This window comes from Sphingobium sp. TCM1 (genome assembly GCF_001650725.1).
Taxonomy (GTDB): Bacteria; Pseudomonadota; Alphaproteobacteria; order Sphingomonadales; family Sphingomonadaceae; genus Sphingobium.
Genome location: NZ_LXVX01000003.1, coordinates 83,360 through 103,878, shown reverse-complemented (window position 1 = coordinate 103,878; position 20,519 = coordinate 83,360). Strand labels below are relative to the sequence as shown.

Annotated in this window: 19 protein-coding genes and 1 pseudogene; 6 read left to right on the top strand and 14 right to left on the bottom strand. The window is 61.6% G+C overall.

Annotated elements, in window-relative coordinates; all coding sequences use genetic code 11:
• Positions 1–29: 29 nt before the first annotated feature.
• Positions 30–740: a universal stress protein gene (locus A7Q26_RS03325; RefSeq protein WP_157102438.1), complete on the bottom strand. Its 711-nt coding sequence runs from the start codon at positions 738–740 to the stop codon at positions 30–32.
• Positions 741–781: 41 nt separating this feature from the next.
• Positions 782–3,460, bottom strand: a complete 2,679-nt coding sequence (locus A7Q26_RS03320; protein ID WP_066856552.1) for an HAD-IC family P-type ATPase — start codon at positions 3,458–3,460, stop codon at positions 782–784.
• Positions 3,461–3,725: 265 nt separating this feature from the next.
• On the opposite strand from A7Q26_RS03320, the gene A7Q26_RS03315 reads away from it, so the two are divergent.
• Positions 3,726–4,802: an NAD(P)-dependent alcohol dehydrogenase gene (locus A7Q26_RS03315; protein WP_010335677.1), complete on the top strand. Its 1,077-nt coding sequence runs from the start codon at positions 3,726–3,728 to the stop codon at positions 4,800–4,802.
• A gap of 111 nt (positions 4,803–4,913) precedes the next feature.
• Here the strand turns inward: A7Q26_RS03315 and A7Q26_RS03310 are convergent, their stop codons facing one another.
• From A7Q26_RS03310 to A7Q26_RS25490, 4 genes are all read right to left on the bottom strand, one after another.
• The gene (locus tag A7Q26_RS03310; protein ID WP_066856549.1) at positions 4,914–5,732 is read right to left on the bottom strand and encodes a universal stress protein; all 819 of its coding nucleotides are present in this window, start codon (positions 5,730–5,732) and stop codon (positions 4,914–4,916) included.
• A 78-nt stretch (positions 5,733–5,810) separates the two neighbouring features.
• Positions 5,811–6,197 carry a response regulator gene (locus A7Q26_RS03305; protein ID WP_066856547.1) on the bottom strand — a complete coding sequence of 129 codons (387 nt, stop codon included), beginning with the start codon at positions 6,195–6,197 and terminating at the stop codon, positions 5,811–5,813.
• A 90-nt stretch (positions 6,198–6,287) separates the two neighbouring features.
• Positions 6,288–6,482, bottom strand: coding sequence for a hypothetical protein (locus tag A7Q26_RS03300; RefSeq protein ID WP_138984402.1), 195 nt, complete (start codon positions 6,480–6,482; stop codon positions 6,288–6,290).
• 54 nt (positions 6,483–6,536) lie between these two features.
• Positions 6,537–6,698, bottom strand: coding sequence for a hypothetical protein (locus tag A7Q26_RS25490; RefSeq protein ID WP_198162820.1), 162 nt, complete (start codon positions 6,696–6,698; stop codon positions 6,537–6,539).
• A gap of 124 nt (positions 6,699–6,822) precedes the next feature.
• On the opposite strand from A7Q26_RS25490, the gene cls reads away from it, so the two are divergent.
• Together cls and A7Q26_RS03290 are read left to right on the top strand one after the other, a co-directional pair.
• The gene (cls, locus tag A7Q26_RS03295) at positions 6,823–8,253 is read left to right on the top strand and encodes a cardiolipin synthase (protein WP_066856544.1); all 1,431 of its coding nucleotides are present in this window, start codon (positions 6,823–6,825) and stop codon (positions 8,251–8,253) included.
• A gap of 296 nt (positions 8,254–8,549) precedes the next feature.
• Positions 8,550–9,188, top strand: a complete 639-nt coding sequence (locus A7Q26_RS03290; RefSeq protein ID WP_232313657.1) for a GNAT family N-acetyltransferase — start codon at positions 8,550–8,552, stop codon at positions 9,186–9,188.
• A gap of 533 nt (positions 9,189–9,721) precedes the next feature.
• Here A7Q26_RS03290 and A7Q26_RS25805 read toward each other — a convergent pair.
• The 7 genes from A7Q26_RS25805 to A7Q26_RS03255 form a co-directional block, all read right to left on the bottom strand.
• Positions 9,722–9,988, bottom strand: a complete 267-nt coding sequence (locus tag A7Q26_RS25805) for a hypothetical protein (RefSeq protein WP_232313656.1) — start codon at positions 9,986–9,988, stop codon at positions 9,722–9,724.
• Positions 9,989–10,084: 96 nt separating this feature from the next.
• On the bottom strand, positions 10,085–11,323 hold the full coding sequence (locus tag A7Q26_RS03280) for an MBL fold metallo-hydrolase (RefSeq protein ID WP_232313655.1): 1,239 nt from the start codon (positions 11,321–11,323) through the stop codon (positions 10,085–10,087).
• A gap of 111 nt (positions 11,324–11,434) precedes the next feature.
• On the bottom strand, positions 11,435–11,854 hold the full coding sequence (locus A7Q26_RS03275; RefSeq protein ID WP_010335973.1) for a response regulator transcription factor: 420 nt from the start codon (positions 11,852–11,854) through the stop codon (positions 11,435–11,437).
• Positions 11,855–12,069: 215 nt separating this feature from the next.
• Entirely contained in the window at positions 12,070–12,537 is a 468-nt protein-coding gene (locus A7Q26_RS03270) for a MarR family winged helix-turn-helix transcriptional regulator (RefSeq protein ID WP_010335974.1), read from the bottom strand.
• An 8-nt stretch (positions 12,538–12,545) separates the two neighbouring features.
• On the bottom strand, positions 12,546–12,971 hold the full coding sequence (locus tag A7Q26_RS03265) for an organic hydroperoxide resistance protein (RefSeq protein ID WP_010335975.1): 426 nt from the start codon (positions 12,969–12,971) through the stop codon (positions 12,546–12,548).
• Between the two features lie 329 nt (positions 12,972–13,300).
• Positions 13,301–13,924 carry a response regulator transcription factor gene (locus A7Q26_RS03260; protein WP_010335976.1) on the bottom strand — a complete coding sequence of 208 codons (624 nt, stop codon included), beginning with the start codon at positions 13,922–13,924 and terminating at the stop codon, positions 13,301–13,303.
• The gene (locus A7Q26_RS03255; protein WP_066856538.1) at positions 13,914–15,800 is read right to left on the bottom strand and encodes a PAS domain S-box protein; all 1,887 of its coding nucleotides are present in this window, start codon (positions 15,798–15,800) and stop codon (positions 13,914–13,916) included. Before A7Q26_RS03255 ends, A7Q26_RS03260 begins: the two co-directional genes overlap by 11 nt.
• 500 nt (positions 15,801–16,300) lie before the next feature.
• Between A7Q26_RS03255 and A7Q26_RS03250 the strand changes: the two genes are divergently transcribed.
• On the top strand, positions 16,301–16,867 hold the full coding sequence (locus A7Q26_RS03250) for an ATP-binding cassette domain-containing protein (RefSeq protein ID WP_066856534.1): 567 nt from the start codon (positions 16,301–16,303) through the stop codon (positions 16,865–16,867).
• A 242-nt stretch (positions 16,868–17,109) separates the two neighbouring features.
• On the opposite strand, the gene A7Q26_RS03245 is transcribed toward A7Q26_RS03250, so the two are convergent.
• Complete coding sequence (locus A7Q26_RS03245) at positions 17,110–18,147, bottom strand: IS110 family transposase (RefSeq protein WP_066856531.1); 1,038 nt, start codon at positions 18,145–18,147, stop codon at positions 17,110–17,112.
• Positions 18,148–18,323: 176 nt separating this feature from the next.
• Between A7Q26_RS03245 and A7Q26_RS03240 the strand changes: the two are divergent.
• Positions 18,324–18,981 (top strand): annotated as a pseudogene (locus A7Q26_RS03240) (IS5 family transposase); the annotation flags it as partial.
• Positions 18,982–19,228: 247 nt separating this feature from the next.
• Entirely contained in the window at positions 19,229–20,254 is a 1,026-nt protein-coding gene (locus tag A7Q26_RS03235; protein ID WP_066856527.1) for an IS110 family transposase, read from the top strand.
• Positions 20,255–20,519: the final 265 nt, after the last annotated feature.

Sequence of the window (20,519 nt, the reverse complement as noted above, 5' to 3'; positions counted from 1 at the left end):
CGCATTTCCCCAGCAGGGAATCCCAAAAATCACACTTCTGCCAAAGTAGCGCTAGCCCTCACGGCTGTATCGACGCGCTCGTCGCTGAGGAATTTCGCACCCAATTCCTTCTCCATTGTGCGCAGGTTACGGACATAGTCCCTTTCATCGAGCAGGCCCGAGAACGGGACGTCATAGGCATGGAACAGCGTCAGGTCGCGCCCTGGAAACAGCGCAGAGGTCGTCAGGAGTGCCTGCAGCGAGGCTTCGGAAAAATCCGTCGCCACGACAATGCTCCTGTAGGCGCCAAGGGCGCGATCATGGACGATGAGGACGGGCACCGGTGAACCGCGTACAAGCCGGTTGACGGTATTGCCCAGGATCATCCGTCCCAGCGTCTCGTCGCGCGCGATCCCGGTCACGATAAGATCACAGCCTTCTCGCGCCGCGATCGAGAGGAGAGTCTCGCCAGGCGGCCCCTCCTCGACGATCACCCGGATGAACTCGGCCGAGGTGCCGAGATCGCGCTTGAGGCGCCAGCGCATCCGTTCAACGGGGCTCGGCAACCGCCTCCAGGAGGCAGGCGTCCGATCGAACCGGTATTGACGGCTTTGATCGGGATCGACGACATAGGCTGCGATCAGCTCCGCCTGCCACTCCTTGGCAAGCTGGACCGCCCGGTCGAGCGCGCGGTCACAGCGGCAGCTGAGGTCCGTGGCGAGCAGGATCTTGTGGGGCGGCGCCAGGCGGGGATGGGTCATCGGATGTCCTTTCACATTTTCCTGAAGAAGATCGGCACTGGTCACGCGAGTTCCTCAAACCAGCCCAGGCGCCGCATCAGCAGCTTTTCCGCCTCGAGGCAGAGGAAGAGGAGGACTCCCAGGCCCACGATCAGCATGGCGTCGGCAAGCGCGAGCGGCCGGCTCTCGAAGATCGCGTGCATGACGGGCGCGTAGGTGTAGAAAAGCTGCGCGCCGATCACGACCGCGATCGCGGCAAGCACGGCTGGTGTTCCCAGCACGCCGCGCCAGGTGAGCGAGCGCATATGCAGATAGCGCACGTTGAAGAGATAGAAGATCTCGGCGACAACGAGCATGTTGACGACCAGGGTACGCGCCGTCTCCAGATCGCGCCCCTGCCCCTTGGCGTGAAAGAATATCCCGAGCGCCAGCGCGGCCATCAGCCCGGAGACCAGGAACACGCGCCACAGCAGGAACGGCGAGAGGAGCGGCGCATCGACGTGCCGAGGCTGCCGCGCCATGGTTCCAGGTTCGCTCGGCTCGAAAGCCAGGACAAGACCCAGCGTCACGGCGAGGACCAGATTGATCCAGAGGATCTGCGTCGCCGTCATCGGCAGCGTGAAACCCACCAGGATTGCCAGAACGACCGCGACCGTCTCGCCGCCATTGGTCGGCAGGGTCCAGGCGATCACCTTGCGGATATTATCGTAAACCGTGCGGCCTTCGCGCACCGCCGCCACGATCGACGCGAAATTGTCATCCAGCAGCACCATCTCGGCGGCCTCCTTAGCCGCCTCGGTGCCCTTGTGTCCCATGGCCGTGCCGACGTCGGCCTGCTTGAGCGAGGGCGCGTCATTGACGCCATCACCGGTCATGGCGACGATCAGGCGATGCGCCTGCAGCGCACGGACGATCCGAAGCTTGTGCTCCGGACTGGAGCGCGCGAAGACATCGACCTCCAGCACTTTGTCAAACAGCTCCCGGTCGGATATCCGTTCGAGCTCGGCTCCGGTCATTCCGCGAGGCGCATCGCTCAGCGCAAGCTGGCGCGCGATGCTGAGCGCTGTGGCCAGATGGTCTCCAGTGATCATCTTGACCGCGATCCCGGCGGAGCGACACTCGGCGATCGCTGCCTTCGCCTCCTCGCGCGGCGGGTCGATGAACCCCATCAGTCCAAGAAATTCTATTCCGTGATCCAGATCAGAGAAGGTGAGCCGATCGTCACGAGCCTGGAGCCGCTTGATGGCGAACCCGAGCAGCCGTTCGCCCTGATCGGCAGCAACAGCGAGGCGCGGCTCCCAACTCCGGGGATCGGCGCCTGCCATGGCGATGACGGCCTCCGGCGCGCCCTTGATGAAGATCAAGCCTTCCCCGCCTGGGCCATGATGGAGCGTCGCCATAAAGCGATAGGCCGCGTCGAACGGGATCTCGTCGATCCGCTTCCATTCGCCGCGCAGATGGTCGGGATTGAGACCTGATTTCATCGCGAGCGCGACTAGCGCCCCCTCCATGGGGTCGCCGTCTACATGCCAGCGGCCTGCGTCACTGCGCAGCGCCGCATCATTGCACAGCAATCCGCATCGGATGATCGCCGCCGACGCCGCGATGGCGGCCGCGTCGTCATCCGCGCCCTCGCTGGTGAGCCCGCCCTCCGGCGCATAGCCAGATCCGCCGACCATCAGTTCTTCGCTCGGCAGAAGGATACGGCGCACCATCATCTCGTTGCGCGTGAGCGTACCGGTCTTGTCCGAACAGATGACCGAGGTCGCGCCGAGCGTCTCGACGGCCGGCAGGCGACGGATAACGGCATTGCGCGCCGCCATGCGCTGGACGCCAATCGCCAGCGTGATCGTGATGACGGCGGGAAGGCCTTCGGGAATGATGCCGACGGCGAGTGCCACCACGGCGATCAACGCGTCGATCCAGTGGAACTCGCGAGCGAGCACGGCAAAAGCAAACAGCGCGATCGCACCAACGAGAACGAAGGCGGTGAAGCGCGTGCCGAAGGCGTTGATCTGGCGCAGTAATGGCGTGCTGACCGTCTCCACAGCCTGCATGAGCTTGCTGATCCGGCCGATCTGGGTGCGCGTTCCTGTTTCTACGGCCATGCCGCTGGCCTGACCAGATGCGACCAGCGTTCCGGAGAAGAGCATGCACTGGCGATCAGCGATGGCCGCGTCTTCACCGACCGCCGCCTCCTGCTTCTCCGCTGCGACGGATTCCCCGGTCAGCGCGGCTTCATCGACAAGCAGGCCGCGGGCGCGCAGGATGCGCATATCCGCTGGCACGCGGTCCCCCGCCTCGATCAGCACGATATCGCCGGGGACGATGTCCGGAACTTCTATGGTGCGCCGCGCGCCATCGCGCAGAACCGTTGCATGGGGCGCTATCATATCGCGAATGGCGCCCAGCGCCCTCTCCGCCTTACCCTCCTGGAGAAATCCTACGATGGCGTTGATGAGGACGACGACCGTGATGACCGACGCATCGACGAGATGCCCCAGCAGTGCGGCGGCGAAGGCAGCGGCAAGCAGAAAATAGATCAGAGCGCTATTGAACTGCGCCAGAAACCGGAGAATCGGATGGACTGTCGTCCCGACCGGCAAGGCATTGACGCCGTATACAGCGAGACGACGCTCCGCTTCTACCTGGCTCAGGCCGGCACTGGAGCATTGAAGCACGCCCAGCACCTCTTCGATAGGCATCGCGTGCCACTCGAGCACGACCGGTGTCTCTGCCATTGCCACTCCTCATAGTTGCATCGATCGAGCCTAGGTGGCGGGCGGCCGGACCTGTATAAGGGATGCTACTAAGGCGGGCAGTAACACACCCCATCGGATGGGCTGACGGGCCGTCTGCATCGCGAATCGGCTCGAACAAGGCTACGCACGCTCAAGCCGCAGCGATGACGTCAAGAGCCGTTACGGGACATCCCGTAGAGCAGTTGTCGCCTATCGGCGATATTTCGGCCCGCAACTGTCGTGAGAAATCTGAGGGAGCGGACGTATGGCCCAGAAAATGAAGGCTGCCATTTTCATCGAGCCTGGGCGGATCATCCTGGGCGAAAAGCCAGTCCCCGAAATAGGCCCGCTCGACGCGCTGATCCGGGTGACCCTGACGACGATCTGTGGCACCGACGTCCATATCCTCAAGGGCGAGTATCCCGTCGCGGCGGGGCTGACGATCGGTCATGAACCGGTCGGCATCATTGAGAAGCTCGGTTCGGCCGTTCAGGGGTATCGCGAAGGCCAGCGCGTGGTCGCCGGCGCGATCACGCCGTCAGGCACGTCCTATGCGTGCCTGTCCGGACTGCATTCCCAGTGCGGTGCCGCCCATGGCCATGGCTGGAAGTCGATGGGGGGATGGCGGTTCGGCAACACGATCGACGGCGCGCAGGCTGAATATCTGCTTGTGCCCGATGCGATGGCCAATCTCGCGCCGGTCCCCGAGGGCCTGAGCGATGAGCAGGTTCTCATGTGCCCCGACATTCTTTCTACCGGGATCAGCGGCGCGGAAGCGGGCAAGGTGAAGATCGGCGATACAGTCGCCATCTTCGCTCAGGGGCCGATCGGCCTGTGCGCGACCATCGGCGCCAGAATGATGGGCGCGACCTCGATCATCGCGGTCGATGCCCTATCCGAACGGCTCGAGATCGCGCAACGCATGGGCGCCGATCACCTGGTCGATATGGGCAAGGTCGATCCGGTGGACGAGATCCGGCGCATCACGGACGGGCGCGGCGTCGACGTCGCGATCGAGGCTCTGGGTCGACAGACGACCTTCGAGGCGGCGCTTCGGGTGCTGCGACCGGGCGGGACATTGTCATCGCTGGGGGTCTATTCCGAAGACCTCAGGATTCCGCTGGATGCATTCGCCGCGGGGCTTGGCGATCATCGCATCGTCACAACGCTGTGCCCCGGCGGCAAGGAGCGCATGCGGCGATTGATGGATGTGATCGGGTCAGGACGCGCCGATACCGCTCCGCTCGTCACGCACAGATATGGGCTCGACGATATCGAGACCGCTTACGAGCTCTTCTCGCATCAGCGCGACGGCGTTCTGAAGGTAGCGATCCGGCCCTAACCCCATGTGTTTTCTGGTGTGGGAGAGGCAATTCCTGTCTCGCGCAGATCCAACAGCCTAAGACGGACTTGTGGGGACAGACGGCGACCGGCCACAAGGGAGATTCTGCGTTTAATGCGCGAACAGGATCGGAACCGGCGCGCCGTCGAGCAGATCGTGGGTGACGCCGCCCAGGAACAACTCGCGTAATTTCGAATGCGCCGACGCGCCCAGGACGAGCATGTCGGCCTGCTGGCGGCGGGCCATGCCCTCGAGCACTTCAGCCTCACTGTTTCCATCGGACGCCAGCGCGTGAACCGTCACGGCAAAGCCGTGTCGAGAGAGGTTTCGCGCGATATCCGCACCGGGATCGGAGCCATGGCCTCGGGTCGAAGGGTCGCCATCGACGATCACGATCTCGATCCGTGCGCCAGGAGACGCGAGCATCTGTGCCTCGCTCACGGCCCGGGTCGCTTCGCGGGTCGCGTTCCAGCCAACCAGCAGATGCTTGAACGCGCGCGGCTGCCAGGCATCTGGCAGGACCAGCAACGGCCGTCCCGAGGACAGAGCCACATTTTCAACGAGCCGCCGCCGCAGCCGCTGATTGGCATAGGCAGCGGCCGGGCCGAACAGCACCAGATCGGCATAGCGCGCCTGAACCGGCGCCTTGTCCAGCAGGATCGCCGGATCGTCGCTCAATATACGGACCTCGACACCCTCGCCCCCGACCAGCTTTTCCACGCGCGCCTGCTTCTCTTCCGACGCCTTCAGGAAATCGGCGAGTACGATATAGGGCGGCCCGAAGGCGATGGCGTAATCGGGCGTCGGGATGGCTGACAGGATCGCGATCGAGAGATGGGCTTCATGAAGGCGAGCGAAGGCGAGCACGTCCTTGAGGAACTGTTCGTCGGCTTCGCCTGTATCTACGATCGCCAGAATATCCTTGAGCATGTCCCACTTCCTCCCGATAGGACGAAGGTCGCTGAAAGGGCTGCACCAGGCATTTCGGGAATATACGTAGCTGCGGTGTCAGGTGCGGCCGGTCGCCCGATCCACGGACGCGATCAGGCGCCGCTCGATCGCGGGCTTCTCGAATATGTCGATGAATATCTCCTCGCCCTTAGCCGCGACGAGATAGTCATCGCGATAGGCCGTGACGAGGATAGCCGGGCGGGTCCAGCCTCCCGCGCGCAGGCCGCGCACCAGCGCGATCCCGTCCATGCCCTGCATGAGAAACTCCGTGACCAGGCAAAGGGCATCCCCGATGGCAGGGTCCCTGAGTGCGTGCAGGGGGCTCGAATGCGCACGCACGTCGTAGCCGCATGCCTCAAGCGCCAGCAAGCTCGCGCGGCGCACTGCCGCGTCATCATCGACCACACATATCCTGGGACGCGCGGACAGCGCCGGATCAACCATATCGTGCATCCTCGCACCTGCCGGATCATGCCGACCTGTTTCTGCTATGTGTCTTTATAAGGACGCGCGTCGCTACGTAAGTTCCCGAAGTCAGGCGAGACCAGGGTTGGGTGAGGCGCCATCCCTTATCGAGGCAGGAGGACTCATGTGCCGCACGATCTTGAGGGTGCGTCCGCCGAGCTGCTCCATCTGCAACAGATCGAGGGCAACCTCGACCTCACCGAGCATCTGCAGCTTCCAGGCCAGCGAATGCGAACGAGAATACCCCAACCGCAGGGGGCTCATGAAAGTCTCGTCGTCCGAGGGATGGTAGCCCACCGGAAGTTCACCGAGCGTTGGTCATGCCATGTCCCTTGCCCGCTTTTGCGCTTCATTGATCGCTGTGCGTCGCTCGGTTTCTTCGGCGGCGCGGGCCATCTCTTCCCAGCGTTCTGCGGACCGTTCGCGCTGTTGCCGGCGCTTCGGCAGGCTCTCCTGTCGCGCCGCGCTCCGTTCGCTCAACGTTGCGCTGCGCAGCGGCGAACAAGCACAAGTGCCAACCGTCCCGTGCCAAAGGACCGCAACTCACCATCCTTCGCGCCAGGAAGAACTTGCCGACATCCCGCGCACCAGCAACGATGACGGAATGACTTATCTAGAGGAACATTGGGGCGCATTCTATCTGGCGATCGAGTGGATCATCCGGCTGGCGATGGTCCTGCTCGTTCCGCTCCGCCGGTCTCCCGAAGCGGCCCGGAGCTGGTTGTTGCTCCTCTTCTTCCTGCCGATTCCCGGCCTCATCCTTTATATCGCTATCGGCCGCCCCCGATTTCCCAAATGGCGAAGGCAGCGTTTTGCCGGCAACCCAAGATCCGGACAGGCCGATGCGGCACTCGTTGCGGCAGCGACAGGATTTCCCGCCAACATTGACTGGGGGCGTCGTCCTGTCGCGCAACTCGTCACGAACCTGGGCGGAATGAAAGCGGTTGGTGGCAATGACCTTCAACTGCTTTACGAATATGATGACACCGTCGAGAGCCTTTGCCGGGACATTGGCGACGCGCGCGATCATGTTCATCTGCTGGTCTATATCTTCGCCGACGACGAGGTCGGAACGCAGGTCGTCGAAGCGCTGGGCCGCGCGGCCGGGCGCGGCGTCTCCTGCAGGGTAATGATCGATGCGCTGGGCTCGCGGCCCTGGCGCTCACGCGTGATTGCAGCCATGCAGGCACGGGGCATCGATGCAAGGGAGGTCCTGCCGGTCAGGCCATTACGATGGCGGCCGGCGCGAGCCGACCTTCGCAATCACCGCAAACTCACTATCATCGACGGACAGATCGGCTATATCGGCTCCCAGAATATCGTCGCCGCCGATTTCCGGCCCGGCATCCGCAATCAGGAACTGGTGGCGCGCGCGACGGGGCCGATCGTCGCGCAATTGCAGTCGGTATTCCTGTCGGACTGGTATCTCGAAACCGAACAGCAATTGGCAGGCGATGCTCTGTTCTCCGCTGCGAGGCAAGGCGGAGACGTACCACTGCAGCTGCTGCCCAGCGGACCCGATTATCCGGTGTCTGGAAGCGAACGCCTCACCGTCGAGCTCATTTATGGCGCGCGCGAGCGTGTCGTTATCACCACCCCCTATTTCATTCCCGACGAAGGATTGATCGAAGCCATCCAGTCCGCCGTCCTGCGCGGTGTGGATGTGCGCCTCATCGTCTCACTCGTGCAGGATCAGCTGCTGGTTGGCCTCGCTCAGCGCTCCTTCTACGCGGAAATGCTGCGTGCTGGCGTGCGTCTGTTCCTTTATGAGGACAGGCTGCTCCACGCCAAGCACATCACCGTCGACGATGACCTCGCCACAGTCGGCTCGAGCAACGTCGATATCCGGTCGTTCACACTCAATGCAGAGGCCAATCTGGTCATATACGCCCCCGGCGAAGTCCGCCGCATTCGAGCCGTGGAGGAGCGCTATTTCGCCGGCAGCAGGGAACTGACGCCCGAGGATTGGGCCGGTCGACCGTTCATGCGGAAAATCGCCGAGAATCTGGCGCGCCTGATTAGTCCTCTCCTCTGATGGGGCTGTAAGACGGATTGGCATCCACGTTCGAGCCTTGTGCGCAGAGGCGATTCCGCCGCCGTTGACGGAGTTGCTGCCACGTTGGGATGGCCCTGAAGTTCGTTCCTGCTGGAGTTCCCCGCTAAACGATCCGTACCAACCCTGAACGCAGGCGCTTGGTTATCAAGGGTTCATCGGAGGAGGCTAGGGGAAGTCCAATCCGGCCTCAAAGACATGGGAATTGTGACAGGCATCCAGATCAGGGCATTTGCGTAGTGCGCTCGGCCGGGATGACAGCCACAGCGATTTCGCCAGTGCAGAAGACTCTTGTTCGCCTCCCGTTTCGACAGAATGCCCACGCCGAGATTGGCGGCAAGATCATTCTCCCGGCAGCAACCAAAGGCCGCCTGCACAAACGAATGGGACCTGTCATGAAGATCAATGAAAAACCCGTCCAACTGACGACCCGATCGGGTCTGGAACTGAAGGTCAGACGGGCACGCCCGGACGACGCAGCGGCGCTCACCGACCTGTTCCGCTCGATCACGCAGGAAGATTTGCGTTTCCGCTTCCTCAGCGGGTTGAACGTCATCGGGGCAGATCAAATCAAGGCCATGACTTCGAGCGATAGCAGCAATATCGAGAGTTATCTGGTATTTCTGGCGCATGGGACGGTCGTTGCTACGGGCATGCTCGCCTGCGATGCGGCGGGTGAGCGCGGTGAAGTCGCGATTTCGGTCCATGGCGAACATCATGATGAAGGGATCGGCTGGACCCTGTTGGCCTTCCTTGCCAAGCGCGCCACAGACCGGGGACTTTCCGTGATCGAATCCATCGAGAACCGTGGCAACCGCGCTGCGATCCAGGTCGAGAGGGATTCGGGATTTGTGGTGCAGCCCCTGCCCGGTGACGCCACGCTGGTTCTGGTTCGCAAGATGCTCAAGCCGGCTTAGGTGATCCATTCTAAAATCGCTGCGTATAATTACGAATGCGGCGAGCCCGATCCTGGTTCTAGCCTGGCTCCCGGTTTCATAATGAAAGTAACATCGATGCCGTATTCCCCGTTGGCTCCCCAGACCGGCAGCAGTTTCTGCACGCCGACTTTGCCATCGAGCACATCCCGGTCCGAGCGCGATGAACAGAGGTTGCGGATCACGATCGGTATCAGCTTGCTCGTTGGTATCATGACAGTCCCGCTCGCCATGACGGCAATCGCGGGCTGACGTGTCCGGCCATGTAGCACGACTGGCCCGCTCGACCGTACGGAATTCATATTTGGCGCCGGCTCATCGCTTTGGGCATCGACACCGCGGTCGGCATCTTCTGTCTCGCCGCCGTTTACGGCGCCGCGCTTGTCTTTGGGGTGATAGCGCGGGCATCGCCCGGCAGTCCTGTCGGGAACCTGCAGGCGACGGCGCTGGCCTCATTGGTTGAAATTTTACGATGGCGCGCGTCACAGAGCGAAAGTGTCGATTGTCCCTATCGATCAATCCTCCGGCGGGACCGATTGTTCGGCTTTTGAAATGGCCAGCATTTCCGTCATGCGCCGCAGTGCCGCCTCGCGACCTTGCGCGGTTGGGATTTCCCGAAGTTTGGCCTGAAGATTGACGAGGAGATCAGCGTAGCTATTGCGCCAGTCCGAACCGATCGCAGCGCCGGCCTCGGGAAGGGCCGCGCCCTCGAGGCTCGCCGGCACCGCTGGAGCCAGGGCATAGCGCTCACCCATCTGCGGAATTATGATCGAACGCGCCAAGCCACCCTCGGTAATCCGGGCGCTGAGCATATCGAGTGCTTTCGCTTCCCCGTGGGTAAGGAACAGGCTTCCAGAAATAGGCGCCCGATCCGCGAGCTAGGCGATAAGCCCATCTTGATCCGCATGGGCCGCATAGCTTTCGAGCCGCCGGATCGATGCCTGGACCGGTATCGTGCGGCCCGACATTCGCACGCGTTTGGCACCCTCCAGGATCGCGCGGCCCAGCGTGCCCGCCGACTGGAACCCCACGAACAGGATCGTTGAGTCCGGGCGGGGCAGATTGTGCCGAAGATGATGACGAATGCGCCCGCCCTCGCACATTCCGGACGCAGCAAGGATGATCCCACCCGACACGTCGTTGAGCGCCATCGACTCATCTGCGGTCTCGACAAAATGAAAAGCCGGGTGATCGAAAACCCTGCCCCGCCCCAAATCTTCCAGCGCTTCGGCATGTCTGGCAAATATCTGTGTGGTCTGACCCGCCAGAGGTGAATCGATGTAAACCGGCACCCTGGCGATCCTGCCGGCATTGATCAGGCTGGCAATGTCGAGCAGCAACTCCTGTGTGCGTTCGAGCGCGAACACCGGAATGACGAGATTGCCGCCCCGTGCGAGTGCCTGCCTGATCTCCTGCTGGAGCAGCGTACGGCGTTGCCGGATCGTGGGCTGCGCAAATGTCCGATCACCATAGGTGCTCTCGCACATCACATGATCGAACCCGGCGGGTGCTTCGGGATCGGGATAGAAAGCGTTGTTTTCCGGACCCAGATCGCCGGAAAAGAGCAGGCGCAGACCACCGATGGAAAGCTCGATAGAGGCGGATCCGAGAATATGCGCCGCGTTCCAGAGCCGTGCCCGGATACCGGGTGCGGGCTCAAACCATTGCTGCAAAGCAATGCCGCGCGCCAGGCGTGCTGCGCGCTCACCGTCGCTAACGGTGTAGATGGGCTGTAACGGCCGCTCGGTCGCCCGGTCGGCGCGCCGATTTCGGCGCGCGATATCGCTCTCCTGAAGTCGGCCTGCGTCGGGCAGCACGACGTCGAGAAGATCTCGCGTCTGCGGCGTGCACCAGACCGGACCGTCATAGCCGGCGGCAACAAGCGTCGGTAGCAAACCGCAATGATCGATATGCGCATGGGTCATAAGCACCGCATCGATCCTGTCCGGGTCGAAAGCGAAGGTGCGATAGTTCAAGGTCTCCAGGCTTCGCGATCCCTGGAAGAGCCCGCAATCGATCAGGATGCGACTTTCACCGGAGGCGATTTCCATGCAGGATCCGGTCACTGTGCGGCCCGCGCCGTGGAAAGTAATCGTGACCGGCAGCTGTTCGTCCATGCCTATTCTTCCGACTCCTCGCGAAGGCCTTTCGCGGCAGGGTATTCGTCATGGCCCCGACATTGAAGACCGTACAGGGCAAGCTGGAGACGAGGAACACATGGACTGACTTCAGGGCAACGAAACAGCAGCCTTTTCACCCTTGCCGATGAGCCGGGAGACGGTCTCGCTGAGGAGATGTTCTCGCAGCGGCTTTTCCAGGACGCTCGCAAATCCCTGCCGTTTCGCCTGTTCGATGAGGCGCGGGGAATAATAGGCCGAAACCAGGATAGCAGGCCCGTTCCAGCCGCGCTCGCGCAGCGCGTCGAGCACTGCGATCCCGTCGATCTCGGGCATGAGATAGTCGGTGACAAGACAGGCGGCATCCAGCACCTGCGCGTCTGCCAGCATGGCCGCGCTCGAGGCGTAGGAGCGGACGTCATAGCCGCGTGAGCGGAGAAGGAGCTGAACCGAACGGCGGACACCCGGATCGTCGTCTACAAGGGCGATGACCGGGTGAGGCGCCGGGTCTGCTGCAGTGTTCGTGTTCATATCCATCCTGAAATACCCGCCAATGGGGGCCGGGTCGGACAGATGACACGCTCGCAAGACAATCGTCCTTACGTATTGGTCCGCAGTCACGCGAACCTGCAATGTGGAAGATACTCGGCCACGGGAAGTGGTTCGCTTAGTCGAGTGGAATTTGGACGACCCAATCCGCCTGTGAAACACCAGGATGATGTATGGTCAGCATGACGATCTTCGGATCATTCGAGATTTCCGGGGCGCGCTTTGCGAAGCACCGCGACGAGTTCGCGAACCTGTCCGCGTAGCGCGGCGATGGCCGCCTCGTCGATGGCCAGCCCAGCCGACAACATCGCCGGTACCTTCTCTGCATCCGAACGAAGGGAGCGGCCCTTTCCTGTAAGGCCGATCAATACGCGACGTTCGTCCTCAACGTCACGGATACGGCTGATCAGCCCGGCGAGTTCCATGCGCTTTAGGAGCGGCGTCAACGTCCCGCTGTCCAGGTGCAGCATATCCCCGAGCGATCCCACCGTTTGGGGCGTGTGCTTCCAGAGCACAAGCATCACCAGATATTGCGGATAGGTGAGCCCCAGTTCCCCAAGGATTGGACGGTACAGCCGATTGAGCAAGTTGGAGGCCGCATAGAGCGGGAAGCAGACCTGCCGATCGAGGTCCAACGGATCTTCGTAATGCGGCAGGTCCACCATTCTCATCCTCAGTTGACCGACACCGCGATCGCGACGTCGATATTCCCCTTTACCGCATTCGAATAAGGGCAGACCGCATGGGCCTTGGCAACGATGTCTTCGGCGGCGGCCTGATCGAGACCCGTAATCGCGACGTTGAGTGCCACGGTCAGCGCAAAACCGCCCGCGCCGTTCGGTAGCAACCCGACGTCGGCCACGACGATGATGTCATCGTCCCTGACTTTGTCGGCCGCTGTGCGGGCCACGTGGATCACGGCATTCTCGAAGCACGCCGCATAGCCAGCGGCGAACAGCTGCTCCGGATTGGTGGCGCCTCCCTTTCCGCCAAGTGCCTTGGGAAGTGCCAAGGAGAGATCGAGCAGGCCGTCATCGCTCTTCACCGTTCCTGCACGGCCACCGACTGCTGTGACCTTCGTATTATATAGCGCGCTCATCGTCAGCTCCATCCAATTAACATGGCACAATTATATTGTGCACAATGTTACATGTCAAGGCGGTGCGGGCACTATCAAGCTGAGCCGCGGAACTTGGTGATATCCTGTCTTCGCGCGACCGTTCGGATACGATCTGGGGGAGGCCTGCGCAGGCTATCGCTCCACCCAAGCGCGTCGCGCAGTTCGCCCAAGCCTGGCGGCCTATCGATTCGGCGCAACACTTGATCGGTGGTAAGACCGTTCCAGCGCGGACCGGATCTGGCCCGGGATGTGACCAGTGCACCGGAAAAGCCCCGCTTGGGATCACGAAGATCGTCTGTTCAAGCGGCTTAAGACTGCGCGTCTCCGAGATTGGCTGCAAAGGCAATGCGCAAGGCATCGGACAGGCTCCTCACGCCCAGCTTGGTCATGAGGTTTGCGCGGTGGACCTCAACGGTCCGCGGCGAAATCCCAAGATCAAAGGCAATCGTCTTGTTGGGCAGGCCATCGGCCAGCCCCTTGAGAACATCCTGCTCACGGCTTGTGAGACCGGCAATAAGCACTGCGGCTTCCAAGGCTTTCTCAGAGCGGCGTCCCAGCCCATCGAGCCTGTCGAACCCGGCGGTTATCGCCGCGAGCAGCGTCGCCTTCTCGAACGGCTTCTCGATGAATTCGACGGCGCCCGCCTTCATCGCGCGCACGGCGATCGAAATATCGCCATGGCCGGTAAGGATGATGACCGGCATAGCGATCCCCCGCTCCAGCAGCGTCTGCTGGACTTCGAGGCCGTCCATCTCGGGCATGCGCACGTCGAGCAGGATGCAGCCCTCCTCGACGTGGCGCACTTCCCGCAGGAAGGCGACCCCCGAAGCATAGGTCGCGACGGCATATCCGGAAGTCTTGAGCATGAAACCGGCCGAGCGCCGAATCGCGTCCTCATCGTCGACAATATGGATCATCCGTCTATCCGTCATCGATCGTCTCCGGGTCGGTTGCGACCACCGTGAAGTGAAATTGCGATCCGCCCCCCTCGCGCGGCTCCAGATAAATGCGCCCGCCATTGGCCTCGACGATCGTCCGGCAGATCGAAAGCCCCAACCCCATGCCTTCGCTTTTGGTCGTGACGAACGCGGTGAAAAGCTGGTCGGCGACATGCGCCGGGACGCCAGGCCCCGTGTCGGCGACGGTCACCCGGATCATTCCCTTACCATCGCGGCGCGTCGAGACCCAGATCCGGCGCTCCACTTCACTCGCCATCGCCTCGACGGCGTTGCGAATGAGATTGATCAGAACCTGCTGAATCTGGACTTTATCGACGAGGACCTGGCTCGCGCCGGGGTCGAACTCGAAATGGGACTGAATCCCTCTTTCCCTAGCGCCGATCAGGCCTAGAGCCGCCGCCTCGGTGATCAGCTCGGGCAGATTCTCGACCGTCTTCTCGACTTCGCCCCGCTCCACGAAATCGCGCAATCGCCGCACGATCTGACCGGCACGGATCGCCTCTCCCGCCGCATCATTCAGCGCCTCGGTAATCATCGGCATATCATCGGGATTGCCTTCGGCGAGCAGGTCCCTGACCGCTTCGACATAGTTGGCGACGGCCGTGATCGGCTGGTTGAGCTCGTGCGCCAGTGTGGAGGCCATCGTCCCCATGGCGCTGACCCGGGCCACGTGAATGAGGTCGGACTGAAGCTCCTCCAAGCGCTCCTGCGTCGCATGCTGCTCAGAGAGGTCACGAATGAACCCGGTGAATACCCGTTGCTTGCCGCTAACCGCCTCGCCGACGGACAGTTCCATTGGAAAGGTCGAGCCGTCCCGGCGACAGGCGAGTACCATCCGGCCGATGCCGATGATCCGCCGCTCGCCGGTCTCAAGATAGCGCCTAAGATAGCCATCATGCCGGTCCTTGTCGGGTGACGGCATCAACCGGCTGACGTTGGAGCCCGTAACTTCGGCTTCGGCATATCCGAACAGCTTCTCGGCGGCGGCGCTGAAGGAGATGATGCTGCCTTCTTCATCGATGACGATCATGGCGTCCGGGACCGTCGCCAGAATCGAACGAAGATGCATGGCATTGGCCTTGAGCGCGCTCTCGGCTGCGCGCTCCTCGGTTGCGTCGCGCACGACCTTGCCGAACCCGCGGAGTGTTCCATCCTCGTTGCGCAGAGCCGTGATCGAAACATGGGCAAGGAACTCCGAGCCGTCCTTGCGCACGCGCCAGTCGTCCTCCTCGAACTTGCCGAGATCCTGCGCCCGAGCCAGATCCTGCGCCGGCTTGCCGGCATCGACAGCGTCCGTTGGATAAAAGATCGCGCAATGCACGCCCACCACCTCAACCTCGCTCCAGCCCTTCAGGCGCTCGGCTCCCTCGTTCCAGATCGTAACAACGCCTTCCGGATCGAGCATGTAGATCGCATATCCCTGCGCGCCGTCGATCAGCAGGCCGAGTTCCTCAGCGGCTGCTGCCCCCGCTTGCAAGCGGGTAGCCACACGCTCATTCTCCTTACGGGATTTGCGCTGCCAGGGAGCATTGCCGGCAGCGAAAAGGATGATCCCTCCAGCCAGGACGAGCGCGGTCGCTACACTGATCGGATCGAATATCGTCGAGGGCTCCGTGATTTCGAAGCCAATCCCCGCAACGATCGATAGCAGCGCCGCGATCAGCGCCTGGCGCGGCCCGCCGGCAATCGCAGCGACCAGAACAGCAAGGCAGAACAGGAAATAGGGCTCTCCCGCGACGAGCCAGGGCTTGAGCGTATAGCGGGCGAGAATTGCGACTAGGACGATCGCCACCGTGATCGAGGCGAGGAGCCAGGCGCGCTGGGCCTGTGTCGGGCGCCTGACCATCATCCCCGTGCCAACTCCCCAGGAGTTGGCATGCAGAATCGCTTAAGGGTGGTGAAGCCGCATACGACTTCATTGCCGTGTCGTCGGCACGTCATGACCTTTGCGGAAGATTCCGCGGATAGCTTGTTCGGTCGCCAGATCATGACGCACTCCGATGGCCCGCCCCGCCAGCCGGGACGGTTGATCGCGCGCAAACATAGGAAAACGCGCCCTGCGTATTTCCCGAAGGTATTGCATTCCGCAGGCCGCCCGACCGAAAGTCGAGAGCCTATGTTCAACGCGCCAATTGCGTGCCTTTCCTCACGATCAAGATCGGAAAATGCACGCCTTGGCTAGGATATTTGGCGGCGCGTGTCCACAGGATACGGTGAAACCAGTCGAGATCAAATGAACCCGGACGACTCACGATAGCCGGAGCCGTACGAGCACGAACTACGTAACCTTACAGATATTCCAGTCCCAAGCGGCATGCGAGCCTGGCGTTACGCAAAGGAGCGACACCGTTGGCCGAACCCTTTCTCGAAATCCGGAATCTCCATGCCGCAGTTGGGACCACTCGCGTGCTGCATGGCGTGAATCTCGTGATCCCGGCAGGGGCAACCCATATATTATTCGGACCCAATGGATCGGGCAAATCCTCACTGCTCGCCACAATCATGGGTTTGCCGCCGTACCGGGTCACAAGCGGCCATATCTTGTTCAAGGGACGGCCGGTCGAGGCTGTGCCCGTCGATGAACGCGCGCGACTTGGTTTCGGCATGACCTTCCAGCGCCCGCCGGGCCTCGACGGCGTCACCGTCGAGGCGTTCACCGCCGCGATCGGATCGGCCGACATGCTGAAAGAGGAGGCGGCAGCGCTCGACTTCCGGGGGTTCGAGGAGCGGGACGTCATTGTCGGCTTCTCGGGCGGCGAGATCAAACGCTGGGAAATCCTGAAGCTCTTTCTCAAGCGGTCGGCCTTGTGCTTGTTCGATGAACCGGAAAGCGGCGTCGATCTCGAGCATATCGCGGCCGTAGGCGGGGCAATCGACCCGCTGCTGGGCGCGAACGCGCCTAAGAGCCTTCTCTGATTGGGGCCTTTTGGGTCAAGCTGCTTCCTCGATTACGTGATCGTTCCCATGGATCACTCGCTTCTCTCCGCGGTCGGCGCAAGGCCGCCGCATAATGGGGTCATGGAGAGCAAGGCGTCTCAATCTGTTTCGCGACCTTCAGCTGGGCTGAGGTTCCGGACTCTAAGCGAGATCGTCTTGCCCTTCGTCCCCATGGGAACGACGCTACCCGTCTTCTCAGGCGGGATCTTGTTCGGGCCTCCTCATGCGATCTGGCCTGCTGGAACCTTCCCCCAGCGAAACTCAGTCTGATCGCTCCACATGCGATGCAAAATCACCGCGAGCTTGCGGGCGACAGCGACGCGGGCCTTTGCCATCCCCCGCCGCTTGGCAATGCCCATGCCCCAGGCTTTGAGCGCCGACCATTTCTTGCTTCGGGTCAGTAACGTATGGGCCGCCTCGTAAAGCAATGTGCGCGCGAGTTCGTCTCCGCACCGGCTGACGCGTCCCTGCACATCTGTTTCACCCGATTGATATCGCCTTGGAGTCAGGCCCAGATGAGCGCCGACATCGCGAGATCGTCGGAAGCGTTCAGGTCGATCCACGGTCGCGCGAAAGGCGAGCGCCGTCAGCGGCCCCACGCCGGGCACAGTCATCAACTGTCGGCAGATCGGTTCAACTCGAACGGCCTCAAGAACACGGCGTGTCAGCCGTTCAAGTTGGCAGTGCATGGCGGCGATGATGGCCAGCAAGGGCTCTGTAATATCCGCCAGCGAAGGGTCGGTTTCAGCGAGTTCGCGCACCCGCGTGGCGAACAGCTTGCGCCCTGGAGCTCCAACTTTGAGTCCACTTTCGCGTAGTACGGCGCGCACCGCATTTTCCATGTCCCGCACTTTACAGAGCACCGTTCGGCGCGCCACAAGTAATGAACGAGACATCCGTGACGGGGCACTCTTGACGTGAACCTGCCGATACCAGCCCGTGCGGATGATTTGCGCTAATCCTCGCGCGTCATTGCGGTCAGTCTTGTTCGGCATTGCTCCCATGGCCGCTTTTGCCTGTCGTGTTTCAATGCACAACACCGGCAAGCCGGATCGAGCCATGCCCTGATGAAGCCACGCCGATTGCGAACAGGCCTCCAGTCCGATCCGCACCATCGGCAAAGCAACCCCGTTGAACGCCGATATCAAGCTTTCAGGATCGCTGGGCGCGCGTAGCTCGCGTACGATCGCGCCCGTCTCATCGACAATACAGATGGCCGTCTCTTCCAACGAAACATCCAATCCGGCATAGTAGTTCACGGTTGCTTCTCCTCATGGTTGTGGCCGCTCAATACGGACCACGTTCTACCATTTGCGAGGAGCAGCCACCTCTCCGACTCGGTGGCGAGCCCCAATCACCCCATCTGCCCCGAACGTTGTTGGGCAATACCAGCACGTTGTGATTCACGCCTCTTTGCAAAGAGATGGAGTGAACCATGGCATGGACTGGTATTGCCCGGGAGGAGCATAGGCGAAAAGGATTGCGCTATTCCAGCGATATGACCGACCGGGAGTGGGCGCTGGCGGCGCCGTTCATCCCTGTTGCCAAGCGGGGCGGTCGGCGCCGAACAACGGACATGCGCGAAGTGCTGAACGCCTTGCTTTACATCGCGGCGAGCGGTTGCGCCTGGCGGCTTCTGCCCCAAATGCTTCCCGCCGGTCTCGACGGTCCAGCGCTATTTCTACGCCTGGCGCAACGCTGGGCTGCTCGAGGCGATGAACACAGTGCTGGTCATGAACCTGCGCGAGATCGAGGGAAGCGAAGCAAGTCCAAGTGCCGGTGTGATCGACAGTCAGTCGGTCAAAACGACCGAAAGCGGCAGCCCTTGGGGCTATGATGCGGGCAAAAAGATCAAAGGCCGCAAGCGCCACATCCTGACGGACACCTGCGGTTTCCTCATCTTCATCCTCGTGCACACCGCCGATATTCAGGACCGCGATGGTGCGGTCGATGTCCTCAAGGCCGCGCGGCCGCGCTTCCCTTGGCTGCGCCATGTCTTTGCCGATGGCGGCTATGCTGGCGACAAACTCCGCGATGCCATCGCCGGTGCAGGACATTGGACGATCGAGATCATCAAGCGGTCGGACAAGGCCTATGATGCGCGCGGGCGGGCAGGTTCCACATGATGGCTTCCAAGGTTGGTGTCGCAACCGCTCGGAATCACATCAAAACTCGATTGCCCACCGTTACGATAGCGTTCTGACACATGGGGTAATCGCGGGAGCGAGTCGCCGAGATGCCTGTGCAAAGGAATTGAACAGGAGGTGGCTGCTCTCCGATAAGATGAAAGTACGGGCTCACGACTGGACGCCGGGCCCAAGCATTTAACGGAGAACAGCCATGGAACAGTATATCGGACTCGACGTTTCGATGAAAGAGACCGCCGTTTCTATCCGTCGTGAGGGCAAGCGGATTTGGCGCGGCAAGTGCGCGTCAAATCCCGCAGCTTTGGCAAAACTTGTTCGCAAGCGGGCGCCCCATGCGAAGCGAGTTGTATTTGAGACCGGGCCGCTGTCGGTTTGGTTTTTCCATGCCTTAAAGTCCGAAGGGCTGCCGGCGATCTGCATCGATGCACGGCACGCCAAGGCGGCCCTCGACATGGCGCCGAACAAGACCGATGCAAATGATGCCGACGGACTGGCACATCTGGCCGAAATCGGTTTCTTCCGAGAAGTGCGTGTGAAGGGCTTCGAGAGTATGATTTCACGCACGCGTGTGGCCGCACGCAACAGGCTGGTAAGGATTTCGGTGGAGCTTTCCAACCAGATCCGAGGGCTGATGAAGACCTTTGGCTTGATCATCCCTTCAGCAAAGGGAGGCAAGTTCGATGAACATGTCTGCCGTTCACTGGATGGACGCAATGATCTTGCGCCCATTATGATGCCGATCCTCGAGGCGTGGCGCAGCATCCGGATACGAGCAGCAGAACTGGGACGTCAGCTTCTTGCTGATGCGCGGCAAAGCCAAGCGTGCCAACTCCTTATGTCGATACCAGGCGTCGGCGCTATCACAGCGACAGCGTTCACAAGCGCCATTGAGGATCCCGCTAACCTCAAAAAATCACGATCGGTTGGTGCCTGGATCGGTCTTACGACCAGACGTTACCAATCGGGCGAAATCGATTACGATGGCCATATCTCCCGACGCGGTGATGCTCACCTGCGCGGCCTACTCTATGAAGAGGCAACGGTCATCATGACTAGAGCTGCGGCAGAAAGTGATCTGCGATCTTGGGGACTCAAATTGCGCGAGAAAATCGGCTTCAAACGTGCTGCTGTCGCCGTCGCGCGTAAACTCGCTGTTATCATGCACGCCATGCTCGTGTCGGGCGAGTTTTTTGAAAGGAAAGCGACCGCTACGGCATAAACCTTGCCAGCTCACACGCCCCTGAGTGTGTAGAGGCGTCCTTGCCAGGACGTGGCCGAACCATTCCGCCGAGGCTGTTGCACTTCCGTTATTGGATCGTGCGTCTGACACATTGGAAGGTTCTCCCGCGAAGCCCCATCATGCGGCAACATCTGTTGACCGCGAAGACGACCGTGCTCCTGGCAAGTTCATCCCTACTACGCTTTAGGCTCAGGACCTATTAAATCGCTTGCGGTGATAGCGAAGGGTTGATTCAATGATGGCG